21 protein-coding genes are annotated in these 20,774 nt (G+C 45.2%); 16 read left to right on the forward strand and 5 right to left on the reverse strand.

The features are described 5' to 3' along the window. Window positions 1–10 precede the first annotated feature (10 nt). Both HQN88_RS08040 and HQN88_RS08045 read left to right on the forward strand, forming a co-directional pair. Window positions 11–877 (forward strand): DMT family transporter, encoded by an 867-nt coding sequence (locus HQN88_RS08040; protein WP_173109896.1) that lies wholly within the window; start codon window positions 11–13, stop codon window positions 875–877. Between the two features lie 109 nt (window positions 878–986). Next, the gene (locus HQN88_RS08045; RefSeq protein ID WP_056614876.1) at window positions 987–1,616 is read left to right on the forward strand and encodes a hypothetical protein; all 630 of its coding nucleotides are present in this window, start codon (window positions 987–989) and stop codon (window positions 1,614–1,616) included. Window positions 1,617–2,065: 449 nt separating this feature from the next. Here the strand turns inward: HQN88_RS08045 and HQN88_RS08050 are convergent, their stop codons facing one another. From HQN88_RS08050 to HQN88_RS08065, 4 genes are all read right to left on the reverse strand, one after another. Beyond that, entirely contained in the window at window positions 2,066–3,310 is a 1,245-nt protein-coding gene (locus tag HQN88_RS08050) for a threonine synthase (protein ID WP_173109898.1), read from the reverse strand. A 34-nt stretch (window positions 3,311–3,344) separates the two neighbouring features. Beyond that, a complete protein-coding gene (locus tag HQN88_RS08055) occupies window positions 3,345–4,091 on the reverse strand; it encodes a YheC/YheD family protein (RefSeq protein ID WP_173109900.1) in 747 nt (248 codons plus the stop codon). After that, entirely contained in the window at window positions 4,084–4,485 is a 402-nt protein-coding gene (panD, locus tag HQN88_RS08060; RefSeq protein WP_173109902.1) for an aspartate 1-decarboxylase, read from the reverse strand. The genes HQN88_RS08055 and panD overlap by 8 nt, the downstream gene beginning before the upstream one ends. Window positions 4,486–4,696: 211 nt before the next feature. Next, the gene (locus tag HQN88_RS08065) at window positions 4,697–5,461 is read right to left on the reverse strand and encodes a sulfite exporter TauE/SafE family protein (protein ID WP_173109904.1); all 765 of its coding nucleotides are present in this window, start codon (window positions 5,459–5,461) and stop codon (window positions 4,697–4,699) included. 184 nt (window positions 5,462–5,645) lie between these two features. On the opposite strand from HQN88_RS08065, the gene HQN88_RS08070 reads away from it, so the two are divergent. Then, complete coding sequence (locus tag HQN88_RS08070; protein ID WP_173109906.1) at window positions 5,646–6,971, forward strand: MFS transporter; 1,326 nt, start codon at window positions 5,646–5,648, stop codon at window positions 6,969–6,971. Window positions 6,972–7,051: 80 nt separating this feature from the next. Continuing rightward, window positions 7,052–7,495 carry a GNAT family N-acetyltransferase gene (locus HQN88_RS08075; RefSeq protein WP_216855661.1) on the forward strand — a complete coding sequence of 148 codons (444 nt, stop codon included), beginning with the start codon at window positions 7,052–7,054 and terminating at the stop codon, window positions 7,493–7,495. 85 nt (window positions 7,496–7,580) lie between these two features. Here the strand turns inward: HQN88_RS08075 and HQN88_RS08080 are convergent, their stop codons facing one another. Next, window positions 7,581–8,477, reverse strand: coding sequence for an AraC family transcriptional regulator (locus HQN88_RS08080; protein ID WP_173109908.1), 897 nt, complete (start codon window positions 8,475–8,477; stop codon window positions 7,581–7,583). A gap of 146 nt (window positions 8,478–8,623) precedes the next feature. Between HQN88_RS08080 and HQN88_RS08085 the strand changes: the two genes are divergently transcribed. The 12 genes from HQN88_RS08085 to HQN88_RS08140 all read left to right on the forward strand — a co-directional run bounded on the left by HQN88_RS08085 (window position 8,624) and on the right by HQN88_RS08140 (window position 20,433). Further along, complete coding sequence (locus tag HQN88_RS08085; RefSeq protein WP_173109910.1) at window positions 8,624–9,757, forward strand: Gfo/Idh/MocA family protein; 1,134 nt, start codon at window positions 8,624–8,626, stop codon at window positions 9,755–9,757. A 41-nt stretch (window positions 9,758–9,798) separates the two neighbouring features. Then, the gene (locus HQN88_RS08090; RefSeq protein ID WP_173109912.1) at window positions 9,799–11,469 is read left to right on the forward strand and encodes a DUF4091 domain-containing protein; all 1,671 of its coding nucleotides are present in this window, start codon (window positions 9,799–9,801) and stop codon (window positions 11,467–11,469) included. Between the two features lie 168 nt (window positions 11,470–11,637). After that, window positions 11,638–12,534 (forward strand): LysR family transcriptional regulator, encoded by an 897-nt coding sequence (locus HQN88_RS08095; RefSeq protein WP_173109914.1) that lies wholly within the window; start codon window positions 11,638–11,640, stop codon window positions 12,532–12,534. A 136-nt stretch (window positions 12,535–12,670) separates the two neighbouring features. Further along, entirely contained in the window at window positions 12,671–13,552 is an 882-nt protein-coding gene (locus HQN88_RS08100; RefSeq protein WP_173109917.1) for a transporter substrate-binding domain-containing protein, read from the forward strand. Between the two features lie 40 nt (window positions 13,553–13,592). Next, window positions 13,593–14,369, forward strand: coding sequence for an amino acid ABC transporter permease (locus HQN88_RS08105; protein WP_173109919.1), 777 nt, complete (start codon window positions 13,593–13,595; stop codon window positions 14,367–14,369). Then, a complete protein-coding gene (locus HQN88_RS08110; RefSeq protein WP_173109921.1) occupies window positions 14,366–15,076 on the forward strand; it encodes an amino acid ABC transporter permease in 711 nt (236 codons plus the stop codon). Before HQN88_RS08105 ends, HQN88_RS08110 begins: the two co-directional genes overlap by 4 nt. Further along, window positions 15,073–15,825 carry an amino acid ABC transporter ATP-binding protein gene (locus tag HQN88_RS08115; RefSeq protein WP_173109923.1) on the forward strand — a complete coding sequence of 251 codons (753 nt, stop codon included), beginning with the start codon at window positions 15,073–15,075 and terminating at the stop codon, window positions 15,823–15,825. The genes HQN88_RS08110 and HQN88_RS08115 overlap by 4 nt, the downstream gene beginning before the upstream one ends. A gap of 34 nt (window positions 15,826–15,859) precedes the next feature. Continuing rightward, a complete protein-coding gene (locus HQN88_RS08120) occupies window positions 15,860–16,870 on the forward strand; it encodes an LLM class flavin-dependent oxidoreductase (protein ID WP_173109925.1) in 1,011 nt (336 codons plus the stop codon). Window positions 16,871–16,890: 20 nt separating this feature from the next. Beyond that, the gene (locus HQN88_RS08125; RefSeq protein ID WP_173109927.1) at window positions 16,891–18,078 is read left to right on the forward strand and encodes a M20 peptidase aminoacylase family protein; all 1,188 of its coding nucleotides are present in this window, start codon (window positions 16,891–16,893) and stop codon (window positions 18,076–18,078) included. Then, window positions 18,075–18,551: a DinB family protein gene (locus tag HQN88_RS08130; RefSeq protein WP_173109929.1), complete on the forward strand. Its 477-nt coding sequence runs from the start codon at window positions 18,075–18,077 to the stop codon at window positions 18,549–18,551. Before HQN88_RS08125 ends, HQN88_RS08130 begins: the two co-directional genes overlap by 4 nt. A gap of 12 nt (window positions 18,552–18,563) precedes the next feature. Beyond that, window positions 18,564–19,094 (forward strand): GNAT family N-acetyltransferase, encoded by a 531-nt coding sequence (locus tag HQN88_RS08135; RefSeq protein WP_173109931.1) that lies wholly within the window; start codon window positions 18,564–18,566, stop codon window positions 19,092–19,094. Between the two features lie 16 nt (window positions 19,095–19,110). Beyond that, the gene (locus tag HQN88_RS08140) at window positions 19,111–20,433 is read left to right on the forward strand and encodes an LLM class flavin-dependent oxidoreductase (RefSeq protein WP_173109933.1); all 1,323 of its coding nucleotides are present in this window, start codon (window positions 19,111–19,113) and stop codon (window positions 20,431–20,433) included. Window positions 20,434–20,774 lie beyond the last annotated feature (341 nt).

A 20,774-nucleotide genomic window follows, 5' to 3' on the forward strand; every position in this document is an offset into this window, starting at 1 on the left:
AACGAACATCATGTGGTTACTATTTTCCGTCCTTGCGGCCCTATGTTTTGGGCTGCGAGGAATTTTATATCATTGGTCAAGTCAGCAATCGCTGAATCGAAATGTACTGCTCTGCGGCACCTTTGCTATGGGTGCGGTCGTAAGTTTAGCATGTGCCTTAATGTGGCAGTCGGAATGGGAAATATCGGCGCTTATTGGGATTCAAATGGGATTGTTCTCTTTTGGAGCCAATGCCAGCATGTTTAAAGGCTTCGCCGTCGGTAAGGCTTCCTTAGTTGCCATTTTGACAGGATTACCATCGGTTGTAGTTGTACTATTTGCATATATTCTTTGGGGTGAACGGCTGAACTTGCTTCAGCTGTTTGCTTTTGTTGTAATTGTCATTGGCATTTTATTCGTCAGGTATTCCAATGACATTACTTTGAAAAACCTACAAGGTGCGGGTTGGGGTGTGATCGCGCTCCTCTTATTTGCAGCCAACGACTTGTCCAGTAAATGGACAACGCTAGTTCATGCGTCATTATTTCCTACCTTGTTTTTTATGTTCGCAACAGGCACGATTTGCTTCGCCATCTGGTGGTGGAAAGATAAGAAGATGGGCGCTGCGCAGCAATCAGGGGTAAGTGCTTGGACAGAACGCAAAACGTTCCTATTTGGGATGGGCGTTGGTATTACGAATGTCATGGGCATGATTCTTATCATTCATGGATTTGCGAACGGAATTACCGGATTGGTTTCGGCGGTTGTCGCTCTGAATGTACTGATCGTATTGTTGTATACGCGATTTATTTTGAAGGATAAATTCTCGAAACTAGAACAATCCGGCTTAGCGATTGCGATGGTCGGTATCCTCATGATGAAGCTAGTTGCTTCTTGAGATTGCATGCTGGCATGTAAATTACAACATATACTTTCTGAACTGGCGTAAATGCGTTACAATAGAAATATTCGTGCCATTAAGAATGATTCAGGAGGCTATAACGACAATGACAGACAAAGATATCGAAACACAAGCAACCGAAGAGATTGAACATGATCCAGAACGTGATCAGGCCCAAGTCATTATTACATGGTTCCAACATATCCAAGAAATTGTAAAAGAACAATTCCCAGAGTATGAAGTCGATGGGCAAATTGGCAATAACCCAACCTACGGTCCGATGTTTGCTTTTACACTCAAAAAAGACGAGAAGTCCACAGCTTGCGGATTTTTCTTGAATGAAATTATGCGAAATTTCCAAACCAATCCAAATGCAGGTCTGTGGATGTCCTCATTCTTCGTTGATTTGTTGAGAAGCGAAGAGAGTCATCTTCTTCCGAATCCGCCTCAATCCGAAGATGAAGCCAAAGAACTGTTGGACAAGCATATTGTTCCTTATTGTGCGGCAGCCGTTCGCGAGGAGTTCCCTGAACAGAAGATCTACGTAGATCTAGAGCTTCATGAGGAACATGGTCCGGTACTTGAAGCTGGTTTTGTTGCTGTCGAAGATGGAAACAATACTTGTGCACTTCCGCTTCAATATTTAATGACATTATACTTATTGAATCGTGATCCAGCAGAACCGTTGATTCAAGCGATGTACCGTTTGTATGAGGAAAATAATTTAGGTCAATAAGATAGCAATGATTCATGCTTGAGGCACACGCCGCTAGCTCCTGTTTATAGGAGTTGGCGGCGTTTTTATTTGTTTAGGAGGCGATTGATTTGTTTGAGAAGGAGTATGAGTTCTTTTGGAATGAGCAAGCAATTCCTGATCACTGAAAAAGCCATAGTACTTTTGCATCGCAGCAAGTGAGGGAAAGGCGCCGAGATAGTCGAAAAAATCGACTAACTCAGGCCCAAGGGAAGCAAAAGGCAGTGAGATAGTCGAAAAAATCGACTATCTCCAGCCCAAGAGAAGCAAAAGGCAGTGAAATAGTCGAAAAAATCGACTATCTCCTGCCCAAGAGAAGCAAAAGGCAGTGAAATAGTCGAAAAAATCGACTATCTCTAGCCCAAGGGAAGCAAAAGGCAGTGGGATAGTCGAAAAAATCGACTATCTCTGGCACCCACCATCAAACAAAGCTAGATGTTCCGATACAGCATAAAGTCATCATAAGTCCGTATGATGGGAATAGCCGCACTTGTCCCAAGCTTTGCATACTTCATCGCATGCGAAGTGTTAAATAGTACCACAGAGTCCGTGGGGCGAAGCCAGCCTTTGCTACTAAGGGCAAGCATCGCTGCCCATGTTGCTGCGCCTTCGGGAGAAGAGGAAATACCTTCCGAGCCTAAGCTATGCGTGGCTTGGGCAATTTGCTCTTTAGACACCGCGAGGGCGGTTCCACCGCTTTGCTCGACAATCGACAGCAGCAGTTCCAAATCCGGCGGATTGGGAACGCGCATTCCTGTTGGATTGGGAATAATTTTGTCCCCAACAGGCGGCGAAGCCGTGTTGCATACACTCGAGGGTGATCCCCCCAATGATGTATTCAAACCATCCACAATAGGCTGACAGCCCTCTTCTTGTACACAAACGAATCGAGGCATGTCGCAATGAATGAAGCCTAACGCCTTCAATTCCTTGAATGCTTTCCACATGCCAATAATGCCCGAACCACCGCCCGTAGGATAGATGATCACATCGGGGAACGTCCAGTCCAACTGCTCCGCGAGCTCAAATCCCATCGTTTTTTTGCCTTCAACACGGCCAGGCTCTTTCAATGTGCCGACATTCACCCAGCCTTGTTCCGTGCGGCCTGACTCGATGATCGCGGCAGCATCATGAATAAAGCCATCAACGAGTATAGTCGTTGCTCCGTACATCGGGCATTCATCGACTATGAGAGAGGGACAGTCCATCGGGATGAAAACAAACGCTTGAATGCCGGCTCTTCCTGCATATGCGGCTAAAGCGCTTGCTGCATTTCCGTTGGAAGGAACAGCAGCTTTCGTTGCTCCAGCTTGTTTCAATAAGGAAACCGCCACCGAAAATCCCCTTGATTTAAAGCTGCCTGTTGGATTTTGTTCTTCTCGTTTGATCCACAATCGTTTTAGTGATAGCTTGTTCTCCCAATCTGGCAATCGCAGCAAAGGGGTCCAACCTTCACCTAATGAAACGATATGGGACGGATCGTGGATGGGAAGTAGTTCGTGATACCGCCACATAGAAGGATAACGTAGCGCAAGGGATGATTTCGTAAAAGTTTGTGCAACGAGCTCAATATCATAATTAACTAATAAAGTGCCGCCGCATGTGCATTTCATGTCTTGATAGCGGAAGGGCAGTTTTGCAGAACATCGTGAGCAATGCAGCTCCCATTGTTTCATATCTGGACCTCCTCAGCGTCTCTAGTAGGAGCGATCATGTTTGCTTCCTACGTGCATGAAATGATTTGATTGTATGGTAGGCAGATTTATTAGGCAGCTTCAAGAATAACTCGAGCATAGGGGCAAAATTCACTTCGATAATCCAAACACGTCCTTGCTTATCGAAGGCCATGTCGATCCCCATTGTTTTGACCCAACGATAGGAAGGAGCGAGCTGATCGGCTGCTAGTAGTGCAACCGAACGCAGCTCCGCAAGGAGTGCGGAAGTCTGCATGTTCTGAAGCTCAGATCCCTGTATAGCCTTCTCTACGGTGACAACGCGACCGCCGCTCCTGCGAATATTAGTGATAATGTAGCCTTTGCCAGCTACTTTGGCCAGCATGCCTGTTACTTGCCAGTCCGCTTTCGGATGTCTTTGTACCATAACTCTAAGATCAAAGGGACGTCCATGTTTGGTTGCAAGAGGAATCCGTTGTTGAACGATAGTACTGTTGTTTGCTTTTTTCTTGATAAACGTAGAAATGGCATCTTGATCTGCATAGGTTCGAGTTCTAGATCCATCTTGAACCTCATAGGATGAGTTTCCTGAACTTCTTACTTGTATAACACCATTGCCGCCATAGCTGCCTGTCGGTTTAATGATGACTTGACCGTATTTGGATATGAGTCGCATGAAACTGTTCTCGCTCAACCATTCCGTTTCAGGCAGATGAGCATTCAGTCTCTTTGATCTTCGCAGTATTTTATGTTTGGTCCATTTGCTCGTGGATAGATTACTCATTCGCTTTCTCTTCTTGCCTTTGAATGACGAGATCGTGTTCTTCCACTTGAAGGAGTTGATTATGACTATCAACGAAAACGACCTGTGGTTTGAGCGTGCGAATCTCCTCTTCATCCATAAGTCCCATACTGAGAATGATCACGAGGTCTCCTGGAGAGAAGAGGTGGGCAGGCGGGCCGTTTAATCCGATTTTGCCACAGCCATCTGGCGCAGGGATCGCATACGTTTTCCAACGAGTTGCATTGCGCAGACTAGTGACTTGAACCATTTCATACGGATGTATATTGGCCTTGCGCATCAGCAGCCCATCAATCGTAATACTGCCTACATAATCCAAATCGGCTTCCGTTACAGTCGCACGATGTATCTTCCCTTTACACATTAGTCGCTGCATGTGCAGTAGCGCTCCTTTATGATCACATGTTGTTCTTCACAGGGTATGAGAGAGACTAGTCTCAAGGTGTAGGTTTACGCCTATTTGTATGGAAAAATAGGCACGGGACGGCCGGAAATAAACCGGTTATTTCCCAGGCAACCGCAGAATCCGACAGGGGATTCGAGTCTTCGAATACAAAAAAAGCAGAGCCTATGGCTCTGCTTCAACTTTAAATTAATTTAAGGCCGCTAATTAATACTAAGGTGGCAATAATCGTACGAAGTACAGTTGTAGGTGCTTTCGTTGCGAGCATGCTGCCTAGGAGTACGCCAGGGATGGAACCGATGAGAAGATTAAAGACGAGTGTGTAGTTTACATTCCCCATGCTGGCATGTAGAATACCTGCTGTCGAGGAGAGTAGGAAGGCATGCGCGATATCTGTCCCCACAAGCTGTACAGGAATCATTCTGAAAAAGTAGAGCATAGCAATCGCATATAAGGAGCCTGAGCCAATGGACGTTAATCCAACAATGAAGCCAAGAACGGCGCCAATGCTAATTGTTAACCAACGCTTCTCTTCTAAAGATTGGAGCTGCCAACGATTTTCTTTCAGTCGATGCCCGAAGAATACCTTAAACAACGTTGCAAAAGCTACTAGAATCAACACATAACCGAGTGCGTGCTTGATGATAACTTCTTGATTATCGAAGAAAGAATCGAATAATTTCAGGAACACAACGGCAAGTACGACACCTGGAATACTGCCTAGGGCAAGCATTTTCACAAGTTTAAAGTCGATCGTTTTCTGCCGCCAATGCTGGATCGTACCGAAAAGCTTCGTAATCGAATTATAAAGAAGGTCAGTTCCTACAGCAATGGAAGGATGAATACCAATTAAAATTAATATGGGAGTCAGCAAGGAAGCACCGCCAACACCTGTCATTCCTACCAGAAATCCAACAATTACACCCATTAGAATAATACTCAAAGTCATGTTGTCATGTCCTCTTTTCATTACCCACTAAACATATTGGATTAATTTTAGACCTGCAAAGGGTATTTGTAAAGATATATTTTCCAGACTCGTCTGTATCCCGAGTAAATCGCTTGCTATTCATCAATTCTGGAATGGGGTACAATGGACAGATGTGTCAAAGTCAGCTTAGGGAGGACAATTCATGCGTAATCGAACTACTGTGATGGTCAGTATTGTACTGGCCATGTTAGTTGCGTCAATGGACACGACAATTGCTAATACAACGATGCCGATCATTGTGAATGACATTGGTGGAAACAGCCTTTATGCGTGGGCGTTTACCTCTTATATGGTGCTATCTACGGTACTTGCCCCTTTAGCAGGGCGTTTATCAGATTTATTTGGGCGCAAACGGATATATGCCGCGGGTATTCTCCTATTTCTTGGCGGTTCCGTCCTCTGCGGATTAGCAGATAGTATGGTGCAGCTCATTATTTTCAGGGCGATTCAAGGAATTGGCGCAGGGGTAATGATGCCATTCCCATCTATTATTGCCGGAGATATCTACCCCGTGGAACAGCGTGGGAAGGTTCAAGCCTTTTTCACAGGTATGTGGGGATTATCGGCGATTTTAGCTCCTTCGTTAGGTACGTTTTTTGTAACCTATTTGAACTGGCGCTGGATTTTCTTCGTGAATGTTCCGATATGTCTCATTGCGTTACTAGCTTTGCTTCCTTACAAAGAAGTGTATCAACCGAAGAAAGCGGTAATCGACTACTGGGGTGCATTGTTGTTTGCCGCGGGGATATCGTCCATACTTCTAATTACTGTTGTACATTCCTATACCTACATCTATGGTGCCGTTGGTGTGGTTCTGCTTATTGCATTTTTCTTCTATGAAAAAGGGCATGCTGCCCCGATTGTTCCCATGACATTAATGCGGAATAAGCCTGTGGCTTTGATGATAGGCGGCTCATTTCTCAGCTGTGCGGCTCTTTTCGGAACGTCCAGTTTTATTCCCTTATTTTTGCAAAATCAAGGTCATTCGCTATTTGTAAGCGGCATTGCCCTGCTCGGCACATCGATCGGGTGGATGGTTGTCGCAATCCCGAGCGGGAAATGGGTAATACGTTTCGGCTATAAGCCGTTGCTGCTAACGGGGAATGCTTTACTTGTCGTCACAGCCATTCTGCTATTTTTTATCCGTGAAGGTACCTCGTTCGGTTACGTATTCAGCACACTTACGATTCTCGGACTCTCGTTTGGACTTCTGTTTACGGTGTCAACAATCGGTGCACAACAGTTAGTCGAGGCCCATCAAAAGGGGATTTCAACCTCGCTGCAACTATTCGCACGTAACATCGGAACGGCGGTCAGTGTCACGGTGATGGGCTCGATTGTAACGAAAGCAGACATCTTCTACACAGGCATTCATGGGATGTTTGTTTATGGATTAGTAGCAAGTATTGTAGCATTCGCTGTGCCACTAGCCATTCGGTCGGTACGTAAAGAGCCATTGTCAGGATAAATAGCATGTTAATCGACGTGAGTTGACAGCCTGCACGCATTAGTAGAATATTAGAGATATACGAATATAGAAAGAAGTGAATGTACGTGTTATTAAATGTGAAATCCCGCCTACATGAAGGTGAAATCCAACAATTACTGGGCTATAGCGTGTTTCCAGATCCCGATTCACTGCAAGAAGCCCTCAGCCAATATGAAAATAATGAGAATACATGGTTATTTGCCTATGAGTCGGAAGGTTTACCCGTTGGCATCATCGGTTTTGAGCTGAACGAGAAGCAAGAAATGACGCTTCGCCACCTCGCTGTTGAACCTGAGAGTAGAGGGGAAGGCTTCGGACGCGGCATGCTGCTTGAAATTATTGATGATATGCAGCCGGTTCGCATTACAGTGGAAACGGATGAAGAAGCTGTGCAATTTTATCGTAACGTCGGATTCGTGATTCGCAGTCTTGGTGAGAAATATCCGGGCGTAGAGCGGTTTCTGTGCACGTATGAGATTGAGGAAGAAGACGAAGACGAGTAAAAAAGGTGAGCTAACTGACAAATCCCGAGGAACTGCTAGTTGCAGTTTCTCGGGATTTTTTTGTGCGATGAAGTAGAATAAGTGCTTACATGCGGGATTTGACCGTTCTAGCATACTCGGATGGACTCATTAGGGTTGCTTTCTTAAAAGCTTTGGAGAAATAGTGAACTGAGCTGAAGCCGAGTTTCCTGGATATCTCAGTGAAATTATACGTTTCTTCACGAATTAGAATTTTGGCTCGATCGATTTTTATTTTGGCAAAGTATTCCATAAGTGCATAGTTCGTATGTTTTTTGAAAAGATCCTTAAGTTGTGTTTTACCCACACAGAACACTTGACTGATTTCGTTTAAGGTCAGCTGTGCATCGATATGCGCCTCCATGTAACTCATGACTCTGCTAGTCAAATCATGGACCGACTTTTCCTTAGCGACCGTAGAGAGAGAGGTATCGGCTTCCGTTTGCACAGATTTCCGTAACAGACGCACGAAGAGAATTTCTAGGTAGCTTTGAATCATTTGTTCACTACCCACAGGTGCATCTTGCCTGCGCACAAGGGGATGACCGAATGGAAATTCGAAGGCTTGTTGTCCTTCGCGTACGATTTGGGCCAGTAAATTACGTTCCTCATCTTCTAAATGCAGCACTTTTTGCTCAAAAAATTGCATGGCTTTCGAATGGCAGTCGAACGTCATGACGATTAAATTAGGGGCTTTTCCTTTGGTCGCATAGAAGCTATGAAATTCGTTGGGTTTATGAAAGATAATGGATCCCTGCTTAAGTAAATAACGCTGATCATCCGCATGAACTTCCACTTCTCCGCGATCAACATAGAGAAATTCCCAGAAATCGTGCTTCTCCCCATTGAAGGAATAATCTTTACCAAACTCAAAGTAATGCATCGTAATGACTTTTTGGATTACCAGACTCATCCTCAAATGTGTCCGGTGATACTCGGGCGTTTTCGTTTCGCTTATCGTCATGGGTGTCACTCCTGATCTTTCGATGCAATACGTATAGGTCTATCATAACACAGCTGAAATTACAAAAAAATCGGCTTTCAGGACAAAGAAAAGCTTCCATCCTTCTTTTATAATCAAGGTATCGCAAAGTTCGAGGGGGAGCTAGCATGAAGATAGGCGTAATTGGATATGGACTTAGAATTAGTCATGTGATTAGAGAAGTGTTGAAGGCAGATGCGGACTGCCGAATTGAAGCGATTGTTGATGTACGTAAAGATCAGATTAAAGCCAAGTTACTAGAGCAAGGCTGGGATCACATTAAGTACTATGATACACCGGAACAAATGCTGGAGACGGAGCAGCTAGACGGGGCTATGATTGGCACTCGCTGTAATCTCCATACAACAATGGGGTTGAAAGTGTTACAACATGATCTGCCTCTTTATATCGAAAAGCCAGTAGCTACAAACTACGAAGATCTTCTTCGTTTGAAACAAGGATATGAGGCATCCAAATCGCCTGTCGTGGTATCCTTCCCATTGCGCGTAACCTCTATTGTGGAGTTGGTTAAGGAGATTATTCAATCAGGTAAAATTGGCACGGTAGAACATGTCCAAGCGATTAATAATGTGCCGTATGGCCGTGTGTATTTTCAAAGCTGGTACCGAAACGAGGAAGAAACCGGGGGGCTATTTCTCCAAAAAGCAACGCACGATCTTGACTATATTCAAGCTATACTTGGGCAAAGGCCGATTACAGTCTGTGCGATGACATCGAAACAAATTTTCAAAGGGAATAAATCCGCTGGGCTTAAATGTGTCGATTGTGAAGATAATCGCACCTGCTTGGAGAGTACCGCTCATAAGGCAGAAGGGCTAGATCCAACATGGCAGTATTGCTGCTACGCCGAAGACACGGGGAATGAAGATTCCGGAAGTGCACTGTTTCAATATGAAAGCGGTATGCATATGTCCTATTCGCAAAACTTCTTTATCCGAAATGGTGCTGCAGCACGTGGGGCTCGCTTTATGGGGTACAAGGGTACGGTAGATTTTGATTTCTACACAGGCATAGTAAAAGTGCATATGCACCATACGGCGCGGGTGGAAACATATGAGATCGGTGCTGGCCATAATCATTTTGGCGGTGATGAGAAACTGGCACATAATTTTACAGAAATCATGAAGGGGACGGCTAGTTCCATCTCAACACTTGATGACGGTTTGATGAGTGCTCTGATGTGTATCAAAGCGCAAGAATCTGCACGAACGGGGACATTTCAAGCTTTAAATTGGGATTAAGTGACACATTCAAGGTTTCTATCGAAGGAGGGCGTATTCACATGGATAAAACGGTCACTTTTCAAACCATTTGCTTGAGCTCGTTATCCAAAGTTTTTGCAGACGAGGTCCCACAAGATGCAGTCTATTCAAAAGCTTCAGCACTAAAAGGCGAGCACTTTGCGTTCCAAATTGCCTATCGCTCAAACCAACTATTGAAAGACATTAAGGTAGAAGTCAATTCGACACTGGGCCTTCCTTTTACCATTCGTGCTGTAGGTCTCGTTGCATCAGAAATGCCTTGCTATGCGGACCATGATGAGCACGTTCTGCGGACGACGGCGGGGTTGTATCCAGACCCCTTGTATCCAGTTGAGGATTCAACTGTAACTGCACTTCCTGGCCAATGGAGATCTGTCTGGATCCATGTTGAATTAGATTCATCTGTTCTTGCGGGCACGTATAACGTGCAGGTAGGCTTCCTTTCGCCACAAGGGGAGAAGTTAAGTGAAGAAGTGCTGGAACTCACTGTACTCGCAGCAACACTACCGAAACAGAAACTTATCCATACGGAATGGTTTCATACAGACTGCCTGGCATCACATTACAACATTCCTGTATTCAGTGAGGAGCACTGGTCGCGCATCGGGCAGTTCCTAGAAACTGCGGTTAAACATGGTATCAATATGATTCTGACACCGATCTTTACCCCGCCGCTAGATACCTTGGTTGGTGTTGAGCGCCCAACCGTACAGTTAATTGATGTAAGTGTTGAAGAAGGTAAGATCAATGGCAGCACGGCGTATGCTTTTGGGTTTACAAAGCTAGAGCGTTGGGTAACACTTTGTCAGGAAAAAGGTGTTGAGTACTTTGAATTCTCGCATCTGTTCACCCAATGGGGGGCTAAGCATACGCCGAAAATTATGGCTGCATTGAATGGCGTCGAACAGCGAATCTTCGGATGGGATACAGATGCTTCGGGAGAGGAATATGCTCGTTTTCTAGAGCAGTTCTTACCCGAACTTGATAAAGTCATCCGTCGTCTTGGCATCACATCCTGTAGTTATTTTCATGTGTCGGATGAGCCTACCCAAGCCAACTTGGATACGTATAAAAAGGCCAGTGATCTCGTACAGAAACTCCTTCCTTCTAATTACCCGATTATCGATGCACTGACGGACATCTCCTTCTACGAGCAGGGAATTGTTCAGAAGCCGATTCCTTCGAACGATCATATTGGGCCTTTCCTTGAGGCTGGAGTCCCAGATTTATGGACCTATTACTGCTGTGTACAGTACAAGGAAGTATCGAACCGTTTCTTTAACATGCCTTCAGCACGCAATAGAATCATTGGCTTGCAGTTGTACAAGTTCGGTATAGAAGGGTTTCTGCATTGGGGATACAACTTCTATTACTCTCAGTATTCGATTAAACAATTGGATCCGTTTAAAGTGACAGATGCTTTGCACGCGTTCCCTTCAGGAGACAGTTTCGTCGTTTATCCGGGTGAAGCGGGGCCAATTGAGTCGATTCGGTTGGAAGTATTCCATGAAGCACTTCAGGATTTACGAGCTTTACAATTGCTCGAGACGTTGATCGGCAAAGAGCGAACAGTTGCTTTAGTTGAAGATGGCCTGACAGAGCCTCTTACGTTCACTGTTTATCCGCGCAGCACAGAATGGATGCTCGAAGTGCGAGAGCGAATCAACGAGGCGATTGCGACAAACAGTTGAATAGGTTTGGAAGATGTGAAAAAGCTGCTCCCATAAGGAAAGAGGGAGCAGCTTTTTTTGGTCTTGACACATTTTGGAGGTTGATCTATAGTTATTCTAATATAAAACCAAGTTAACTAATCGGAATAATAAGTTTTATTTCATTTTTTGGCGAAAGGGGTGCTCGCTTTGAACATTGAGAATATCGAAGCCTTCGTCTATGTTATTCATTATGGCAGCTTTAATAAAGCGGCGGAAGTGCTTTTTTTATCACAACCCTCCGTTACAGCACGCATACAATCTCTGGAGCGTGAGCTGGATTGCCGACTTTTCGAGCGAATCGGGAAGCAGATTTCGTTGACGGATGATGGGAAGAAATTCCTTCCTTATGCCCAACAGCTCTTGCAAACTTTTCAGAAAAGTAAAATTCAATTGAAGCAGAAACGTACACTGCCAAACGAGTTGCGCGTGGGTTGTACGGTATCCGTATCGAACTATATCATCCCAACCATTATCCCAAAGCTCAAGATGAAATATCCCGATGTGAACTATAAACTGACTACGGCTTCGTCCGAGGAGATCATTAATAAGGTGCTGAATCGAGAGCTCGATTTCGGCTTTGTACGGAATATTAGTCACCCGAATCTCCTTTCAGCCAAAGCTTATGAAGATCCCATTCGTCTATATGTCTATGAAGGCCATCCCTTAATAGGGAACGAAGCTATTCCGATTGATGTGATAGGTGAATATCCCCTTGTTTTCTTTGAATGCGGATCTCTTGATTGGATGCGAATACACCGCCTATTTGCGAGTATGAAGCAACCGCCGAACATTGAATTTCAGACGGATACGTTGGAGACGGCGAAGAAATTGGTGCTTGGACGTGTTGGTATTGCGTTTCTTCCTAGTCTATGTGTCGAACAGGAAGTCAAGGAGGGGAAGCTGTTCCCTATTCAGTTTCCGGAAATAGCAGGCATTTCCCTGCAAACGAACATGATTGTGTTGAATGGTGAGAACGCCTTGTTTTTCAATTCTGCGTTAGATTTATGCAAAGGAATCGCTCAGTCGATCCGGGATACGATATAACTTCTCGATATGCATATAGAAAAACTCTATTATCCAGTTTGAGTACTTGATGATAAATTAAAGGCATAGCAATAATTCATACAAAACAAGTAGGAATTATAAGAATTATACTAAAGAAAATTCGGAGGGGTTCACGATGAAACAATTCACAACACTTACGGTAACAACATTAGCATTAGCTTTGGTAGCGGTAGGCTGCGGATCGAAAAGCGAAACAACGAATGCTTCTCCAAAAGCTGCTGCAGAGGCTACAAAAGCACCAGCAGCCACTGCGGCTGCAACGGCTGCACCTGTGAAAGTAAAGAAAATTATCGTAGGCACAGGGACACAATTCCCGAATGTAGCCTTTCTAGATAAGGATGGCAAGCTAACTGGTTACGACATTGAATTAGTGAAAGAGCTCGACAAGCGGTTACCAGAATATGAATTTGAATTTAAAACGATGGACTTCGCTAACCTGCTGCTTAGCTTGGAAACGAACAAAATTGATTTTGTTGCACATGAAATTGAGAAGAACAAAGAGCGTGAGCAGAAATATTTGTTCAATAACGAACCTTATGCGTATTGGAAAACCAAAGTCATCGTAGCCAAAGAGAACACGACTGTGAAATCGATCGATGATTTGAAAGGCAAGAAAGCATTAACGACGGCTACAAGTGCAGAAGCAACATTGCTGGAGAACTATAACAAAGCCAATGACAATGCGATCAAAATTGTCTATCAAAGCGGCGCAGCCAACGACTTGGTTACGCAGCTTACAACAGGGCGTGCTGATGGAGCACTTGGAGCGGATTTCTTGCTTCCACTTGTAGATCCACAAAGTAAATTGAAAACAGTCGGACCTATCATCGAAGAAGCCGAAGTGCGTTTCTTATTCCGCAAAAATGATAAAGACGGGCAAGAGCTTGCGGATAAAATTGACGTCGCTTTAAAAGCTGTCAAAGCAGACGGTACTCTCTCGAAGTTGAGTACACAATGGTTGGGCGGAGACTTTACGAAGAAAGACGATGTGAAATAGCTAAGCATTCCATGACTCTAAGAAAGGTGAGATCGCCATTATGGCAAACAAATTCGATATCACCTATGTATTTGATTTTCTGCCGAAATTACTGAACTACATCCATATCAGCTTATTCATAGTTGTTTGTTCAATGGTGCTCGGGGTTGTCTTTGGATTTCTCATTGCCTTGCCCCGGCTTTATCAAATACCGATTGTGCAAAGGTTATCTCAGATTTATGTTTCCTTTTTCCGAGGAACACCGATTCTGATTCAGTTATTTCTGATCTATTATGGTTTACCTGAATTGCTGAAGGCTATTCATGTGGATGTATCCAAAGCGCCAGTCTTATCATTTGTTATTCTCACATTTGCTTTACATTCTGGTGCCTATATTTCTGAAGTCATCCGAGCAGCGGTCAAAGCCGTAGACAAAGGGCAAGTGGAAGCTGCGTATTCTGTAGGCATGACGGGCTACCAGGCCTTTACCCGCATTATTATGCCGCAAGCACTGGCGATTTCGCTGCCCAACTTTACGAACCTGCTTATTGCCAACTTGAAGGATACCTCATTGGCATTCTCACTAGGTGCGATGGAATTGATGGGGAAAGCTCAGACGCTTGGAGCGGCCACTCAACATTTTATGGAAACGTACATTTCCTTATCCATTATCTATTTCGTCATCTGCTTTGGACTGGAAAAGCTGTTTATGTACTTGGAGAAACGCTTGCTCCAGCACGAGCAGCCGCTTGTGACGGAAGAACGGGAGCCATTATCTCGCCGATGGTTCAAAGGTGTCTGGTCCTCGCAACCGGATAAAGGGGGCTTCCAAGCATGAGTATCGACCCTGGGTTCATATGGACGGCTTTTGTTCAATTGCTTTCTGCACTGCCTACTACATTAATTATTACTGTAGTTTCCGTCTTTTTTGGATTCCTAATTGGTGGATCCGTAGCATTAATCCGATTATACCGCGTGCCTTTTATTCATTATATCGCAACAGCTTATGTGACGTTTGTTCGCGGTACACCGATGCTTATGCATCTGCTGCTTATCTATTTCGGATTGCCGATGATCATCGATTCGATTGCGGTTACTTTCGGTTGGAGCTTCCGTTCTGTGTCAATACCCATGATTGGATTTGCTTTTCTTTCTTTCTCTATCACCGCGGGTGCTTATCTTTCGGAGGTAGTCAGATCGGGAATCGTAGCCATTAATCGCGGGCAGATGGAAGCCGCCTATTCGATCGGGATGACAACAACACAGGCGCTGCGACGTATTATTTTGCCACAAGCATTAGCCGTAAGTTTACCGAACTTATCCAATACGTTGATTGGCATGCTTCATGGTTCTACACTTGCTTTTACCGTATCTGTCGTGGAAATCAACGCCAAAGCGCAAATCGTCGCTACGACAAATTGGAAATTTTTCGAAGCTTATATTGCAGCAGCCTTGCTGTTCTGGGGGATCACCTTCTTGATCGAACGAGCCACGGGCTTACTAGAGAAACGAATCAATCTGTATAACCGAGGTGGCGTATCATGATCCAACTGACGAATATCACCAAATCGTTTGGTAAAAACGAAGTGTTGAAAGGGATCAACCTTACCGTGCAAAAAGGAGAAGTTGTCTGCATCCTTGGCCCCAGCGGTTCAGGTAAAACAACGCTGCTCCGTTGCTTGAACTATTTGGAAAAGCCGAATCTCGGCGAAGTGACGATCGGAAATTTCACCGTGAATTGCAAGCGTCCGAGCAAAGGTGAGATTCATGCGCTCAGGCAAAAAACCGCGATGGTGTTCCAGCATTACAATTTATTCAAACATAAAACAGTAATTGAAAACGTCATGGAAGGCCTTGTGATTGTTCAAAAGCAATCGAAGGAACTGGCAAGAACGACCAGCGTAAAAGTGCTGGAAAAAGTGGGTTTGGGAAGTAAGTTGGACGCATATCCAAGTCAACTGTCTGGCGGACAGCAACAACGTGTAGGAATTGCTCGTGCGCTAGCACTGAATCCTGAAGTCATCTTATTCGATGAGCCCACATCCGCACTCGATCCTGAACTTGTTGGTGAAGTGCTGGACGTGATTCAGAAGATTGCGAAGGAAGGAATCACGATGATTATCGTCACGCATGAAATGGGCTTTGCCCGAGAAGTTGCTAATCATGTGGTCTTTATGGATGAAGGTGCCATTGTAGAGGAAGGCAAGCCGAGTGAAATTTTCGGCAATGCCAAAGAAGAACGAACGAAACAATTCTTGAAGCGAATAACGCCTGAATGGAGCTACAACATATAGCATCAACTCAGTTATGGAAACGGAGTGTATGAACATGGGGATTAAACTTAGCATTTTAGATCAAAGTGTCGTATTTCCAGGCGAAACGGCCTATGACGCTTTTCAGCATACGATTGAGCTTGTACAGAAGGCGGAGTCGCTCTCTTATAACCGATTCTGGGTATCTGAGCATCACGATTCCGAGCAAGTTGCGGGTTCTTCACCCGAAGTCTTAATTTCTCATTTACTGGCCAAAACAGAGCGCATACGCATCGGTTCCGGCGGCATCATGTTGCAGCATTATAGCCCCTATAAAGTGGCTGAAAACTTTAATGTGTTAGCTTCTCTCGCTCCAGGCAGAGTGGATCTCGGCATTGGCCGCGCACCAGGTGGATTACCTCGTTCAACGAAAGCTTTGCAGCAGGGCATTACAGAAGCAGCTTCCTTGTCAGATAAGTTGGAGGACCTTCAACAATTTGTGGCAAATCAACTACGTGATGAACATCCCTTGAAGGGCTTGAAAGTCTCGCCAATACCTATGGTACCTGTGGATATTTATATCCTCGGAGCCAGTGCGGCGAGCGCACAATCGGCTGCGGAGGCTGGTTTACCTTATGTTTTTGCCCAATTCATTAATGGGGATCAAGCGATTGCTGAGGCTGCTTTTGAAGCGTATCATCAACATTTTAATACACAAAAAGGAACACAACCCAAGCTTCTCTTGGCACTCTCGCTTATCGTAGCGGATACAGAAGAAGAAGCTGTCGAGCTTGCAGGCGAATACAAGAATGTCAAAATTCATTTGGAAAATGGCAAGACGTTAACCGTCGGCACGTTAGAGCAAGCGGAGGAATATGGTCGCCAAACACAGGCCAAATTTACTGTTGAAGAAAAGCAGGCAGAAATTACGAAAGGTACCAAAGAGACTGTACGTCATAAATTGCTTGAGATTCAACAGAAATACAATATTGATGAATTTATCGTAACGACATCCGTGAAAGATTTTAGCAAAAGGCTGCGTTCCTTTGAATTGCTGAGTGAAGCATTCGCGGAACTGTTGGTGTAGGTCCGAAGGAGGCATGTGAAATGAGTGCAACAACTTTTCAACAGACGTCATCGGATTTGGCACAGAAGCTGGTGGATATCCGACGTCATTTACATCAACATCCTGAATTGTCGCATGAGGAAACACAAACAACAGCTGCGATTGCTGGCTGGCTCACTGAAGCGGGAATTCGTATTGCCGATTTCCATTTGAAAACGGGGCTAATTGCAGAGGTCGGCGGCTTGCAAGATGGGCCAATTATTGCCATACGGGCTGATATCGATGCCCTCCCGATCCAAGAGGATACAGGGCTTCCATACGCGTCGCAGGTAGCAGGTAAAATGCATGCTTGCGGTCATGATTTTCATACGGCTGCAGTACTTGGCGCAGCGATCTTGCTCAAACAACACGAGAGTGATTTAAAGGGGACAGTTCGATTCATTTTTCAACCAGCAGAAGAGAAGGCGCAAGGTGCGGAGTTGGTTATAAGCAGCGGCGCGCTTGAAGGAGTTCGGGCGATCTATGGCATGCATAACAAACCGGATCTTGCTGTCGGGACGATAGGGATTAAAGATGGGCCTTTGATGGCGGCAGCGGACGGATTCGTGATCGAAGTTGAAGGACTTGGCACACATGCGGCTGTTCCAGAAGCTGGTATCGATCCCATTGTAACGGGTGCACATATCATTACCGCACTTCAATCTATCGTTAGCCGCAATGTTAGTTCCTTGCAAAGTGCAGTCATTAGTGTAACGCGCATCCATAGCGGAACTGCTTGGAATGTGATTCCCGATAAAGCCATTCTAGATGGCACATTGCGCACATTTGATGAGAATGTTCGCAAACTTGTTATCGAGCGATTGGAGCAGGTTGTGCATGGTGTAGCAGCTGCTTATGGAACGAAGGCTGCTGTTCGATGGATCAAAGGACCACCGTCTGTGTTCAATGATAAGAAATTAGCGCTGTTGGCGAAAGAAGCTGCAGAACAAGCTGGTCTGAATGTCATTACACCTGTACCGTCACCAGCAGGCGAGGATTTTGCTTTCTACCAGAAGAAAATTCCGGGAGTTTTCGTATTCATGGGTACATCCGGCCCGCAAGAGTGGCATCATCCTGCTTTTGATATCGATGAACGAGCGTTACCGATTAGTGCGCAATATTTTGCTGTTTTAGCTCAGAAAGCCTTAGAAGACCTATCATCCGACAACCCATTGGAGGTATCCATATGAGTACAACAATTCCTGATTTATCCCTCTATTTGCATACCCATCAACAACTCCTGGAAGCTATCCAGGGACTGAGCGAAGGGCAACTAGTTTGGAAGCCGGCTCTGGATAAATGGAGCGTAACGGAGGTTCTGTCTCATTTGGCTGACCATAACATTGTCGTTTCCTTCCGAATCCGTGCTATTATTTCGGGGGCATCGGCCATATTACCAGCGTTTGATCAAGATCCATGGGTCAGCAGCGCCAAAGCCAATGAAGGTTTAGCATCCGATATATTAGTTTTATTTCAGTCGTTACTCGTGTATAACCATGAGCTATTCGGACGATTATCTCCAGATGATTGGGAGAAAACAGGCGTTAATTTTAAAGGTCAAACACTTACACTTATAGATGTTGTTAACTCCTTTATCGCACATGTGCAGGTTCATTTAGCACAAATCGCACGAATCAAGAATGCGTTGGAAGCGCACGTATAGGAGGGGTTCGGTATGGCAGATGCACAAGAAATTCACATTCGGGAAGCCAATGAAGGTGACCGCGAAGCGATCCGAAAAGTTCTAGAAGATGCCTATGGTCAATATCAAGAAGTACTGCCACCAGAAGGTTGGGATCAATATAAAGAAAATATTATCGCATCTGTGGATAGTAGCAAGCCAATCGCGCGGATTATTGCACTAATTGACGATGAAGTTGTTGGTAGCTCTCAGTTGTTTCAATCCTCCGAAGCGGCTTATGGAGCGCCAGAGCTTGAGATTGAGTCGCCTATCCTTCGTTTGCTAGCGGTTTCGCCAAGTGCCAGGGGCAAGGGAATCGCTACCGCATTGATAAAAGAAAATGTACGACGCGCTGCCGAGTTAGGTGCAGCTACACTTCATTTGCACACCTCGGATATGATGGAGTCCGCTGTGAAGCTTTATGAACGTTTGGGTTTCGAACGCGCCTATGACAAGGATATCCAAAAAGGTGAAATACTCGTGAAAAGCTATCGGTTGCAGATTCAGACTGCAGCGATATTGTGAAAGGACGGAGATAACCATGGCTAAACAAAAACAAATCAAATTAGGTGCTATCATTCATGGCGTAGGTGGCCATGTGTCAGGTTGGAGACATCCTGAGGCGATTACGGATGCCAGTGTGAATTTTGGTTTTTATAAAGGGCAAGCTCAGAAAGCCGAATCCGGTAAATTCGATCTTGTGTTTATCGCGGATGGCTTATACATTACAGAAAAATCAATCCCCCATTTCCTGAATCGGTTCGAGCCGATTACCATTCTATCTGCATTAGCATCGGTCACCTCGCACATTGGACTGGTGGGAACATTGTCGACGTCATACAGTGAACCATTCACAGTTGCCCGTCAATTTGCTTCCATTGATTTGATCAGTGACGGACGTTCTGGTTGGAATGTTGTAACCTCTCCACTAGAAGGTTCAGCGAAAAACTATAGCAAAGCAGAGCACCCATCTCACCCCGAGCGTTATCGGATCGCCAATGAATATTTGGAAGTGACACGCGGACTATGGGATTCGTGGGAAGATGATGCTTTTGTACGTGATAAAGAGAGTGGTGTGTTTTTTGACCCAAGCAAGCTCCATACATTGAACCACAAAGGTGAATATTTCTCTGTCCAAGGGCCGTTGAATATCGCTCGTTCAAGACAAGGACAGCCGGTTATATTCCAAGCAGGCGCTTCAGAGGATGGCCGTGCGTTTGCAGCGAAAGTAGCGGATGCGATTTTTGCAGGACATGAGTCGATTGATGACGCGAAATCTTACTATGCGGATATTAAAAAGCGAGCTGCCTCCGAAGGTCGTAATCCGGATGAAGTAGTGATTCTACCGGGCATAGCCCCGATAATCGGACTTACAGAAGAAGAAGCTGAGCGCAAATATCAAGAAGTCGCGAATCTCGTCACCATTGACAAAGCGCTGGATTACCTAGGCCGATTCTTCGAACATCACGATTTTTCACAATATCCGTTAGATGAAGCTTTCCCTGAACTTGGTGATTTCGGGAGCAATAGCTTCCGCAGCGGAACCGACAAAATTAAGCAAACAGCCAAAGAGAAGAACCTAACACTGCGCCAGGTCGCTTTGAACGTGGCTACGCCTCGTAACGAATTCACAGGCACACCTGAATATGTCGCTGATCGCGTGCAAGCGTGGTTCGAAGAAAATGCCGCAGATGGTTTTATCATCGCCGCTGCCTTACCTAAAGGTTTGGACGACTTCGTCGATCACGTTGTGCCGATCCTGCAGGAGCGCGGATTGTATCGGACAGAGTATGAAGCAGATACGCTTCGAGGAAACCTCGGTATACCAGTTCCGGCGAATCGCTACACCAAGGTGAATGTATAGTTGTAATTTGACCACTAGGTATCTGAAAGACTGTCCACATGGCTGAAAAGCCAGTGGGCAGTTTTTTTCTACGAATCAATAACGTAATCAAAACATAGCAGCTAACTTAATTACTCACCCGATTAATTCACTCCACGGCCCCCACGGCCCGCACTCCAAGTACTCAAAGCACTTCACGCACTTCACGCACTTCACGCACTTCACGCACTCCACGCACTTCACGCACTTCACGCACTTCACGCACTTCACGCACTTCACGCACTTCACGCACTTCACGCACTTCACGCACTTCACGCACTTCACGCACTTCACGCACTTCACGCACTTCACGCACTTCACGC

Source organism: Paenibacillus qinlingensis, assembly GCF_013204845.1.
Lineage (GTDB): Bacteria > Bacillota > Bacilli > Paenibacillales > NBRC-103111 > Paenibacillus_E > Paenibacillus_E qinlingensis.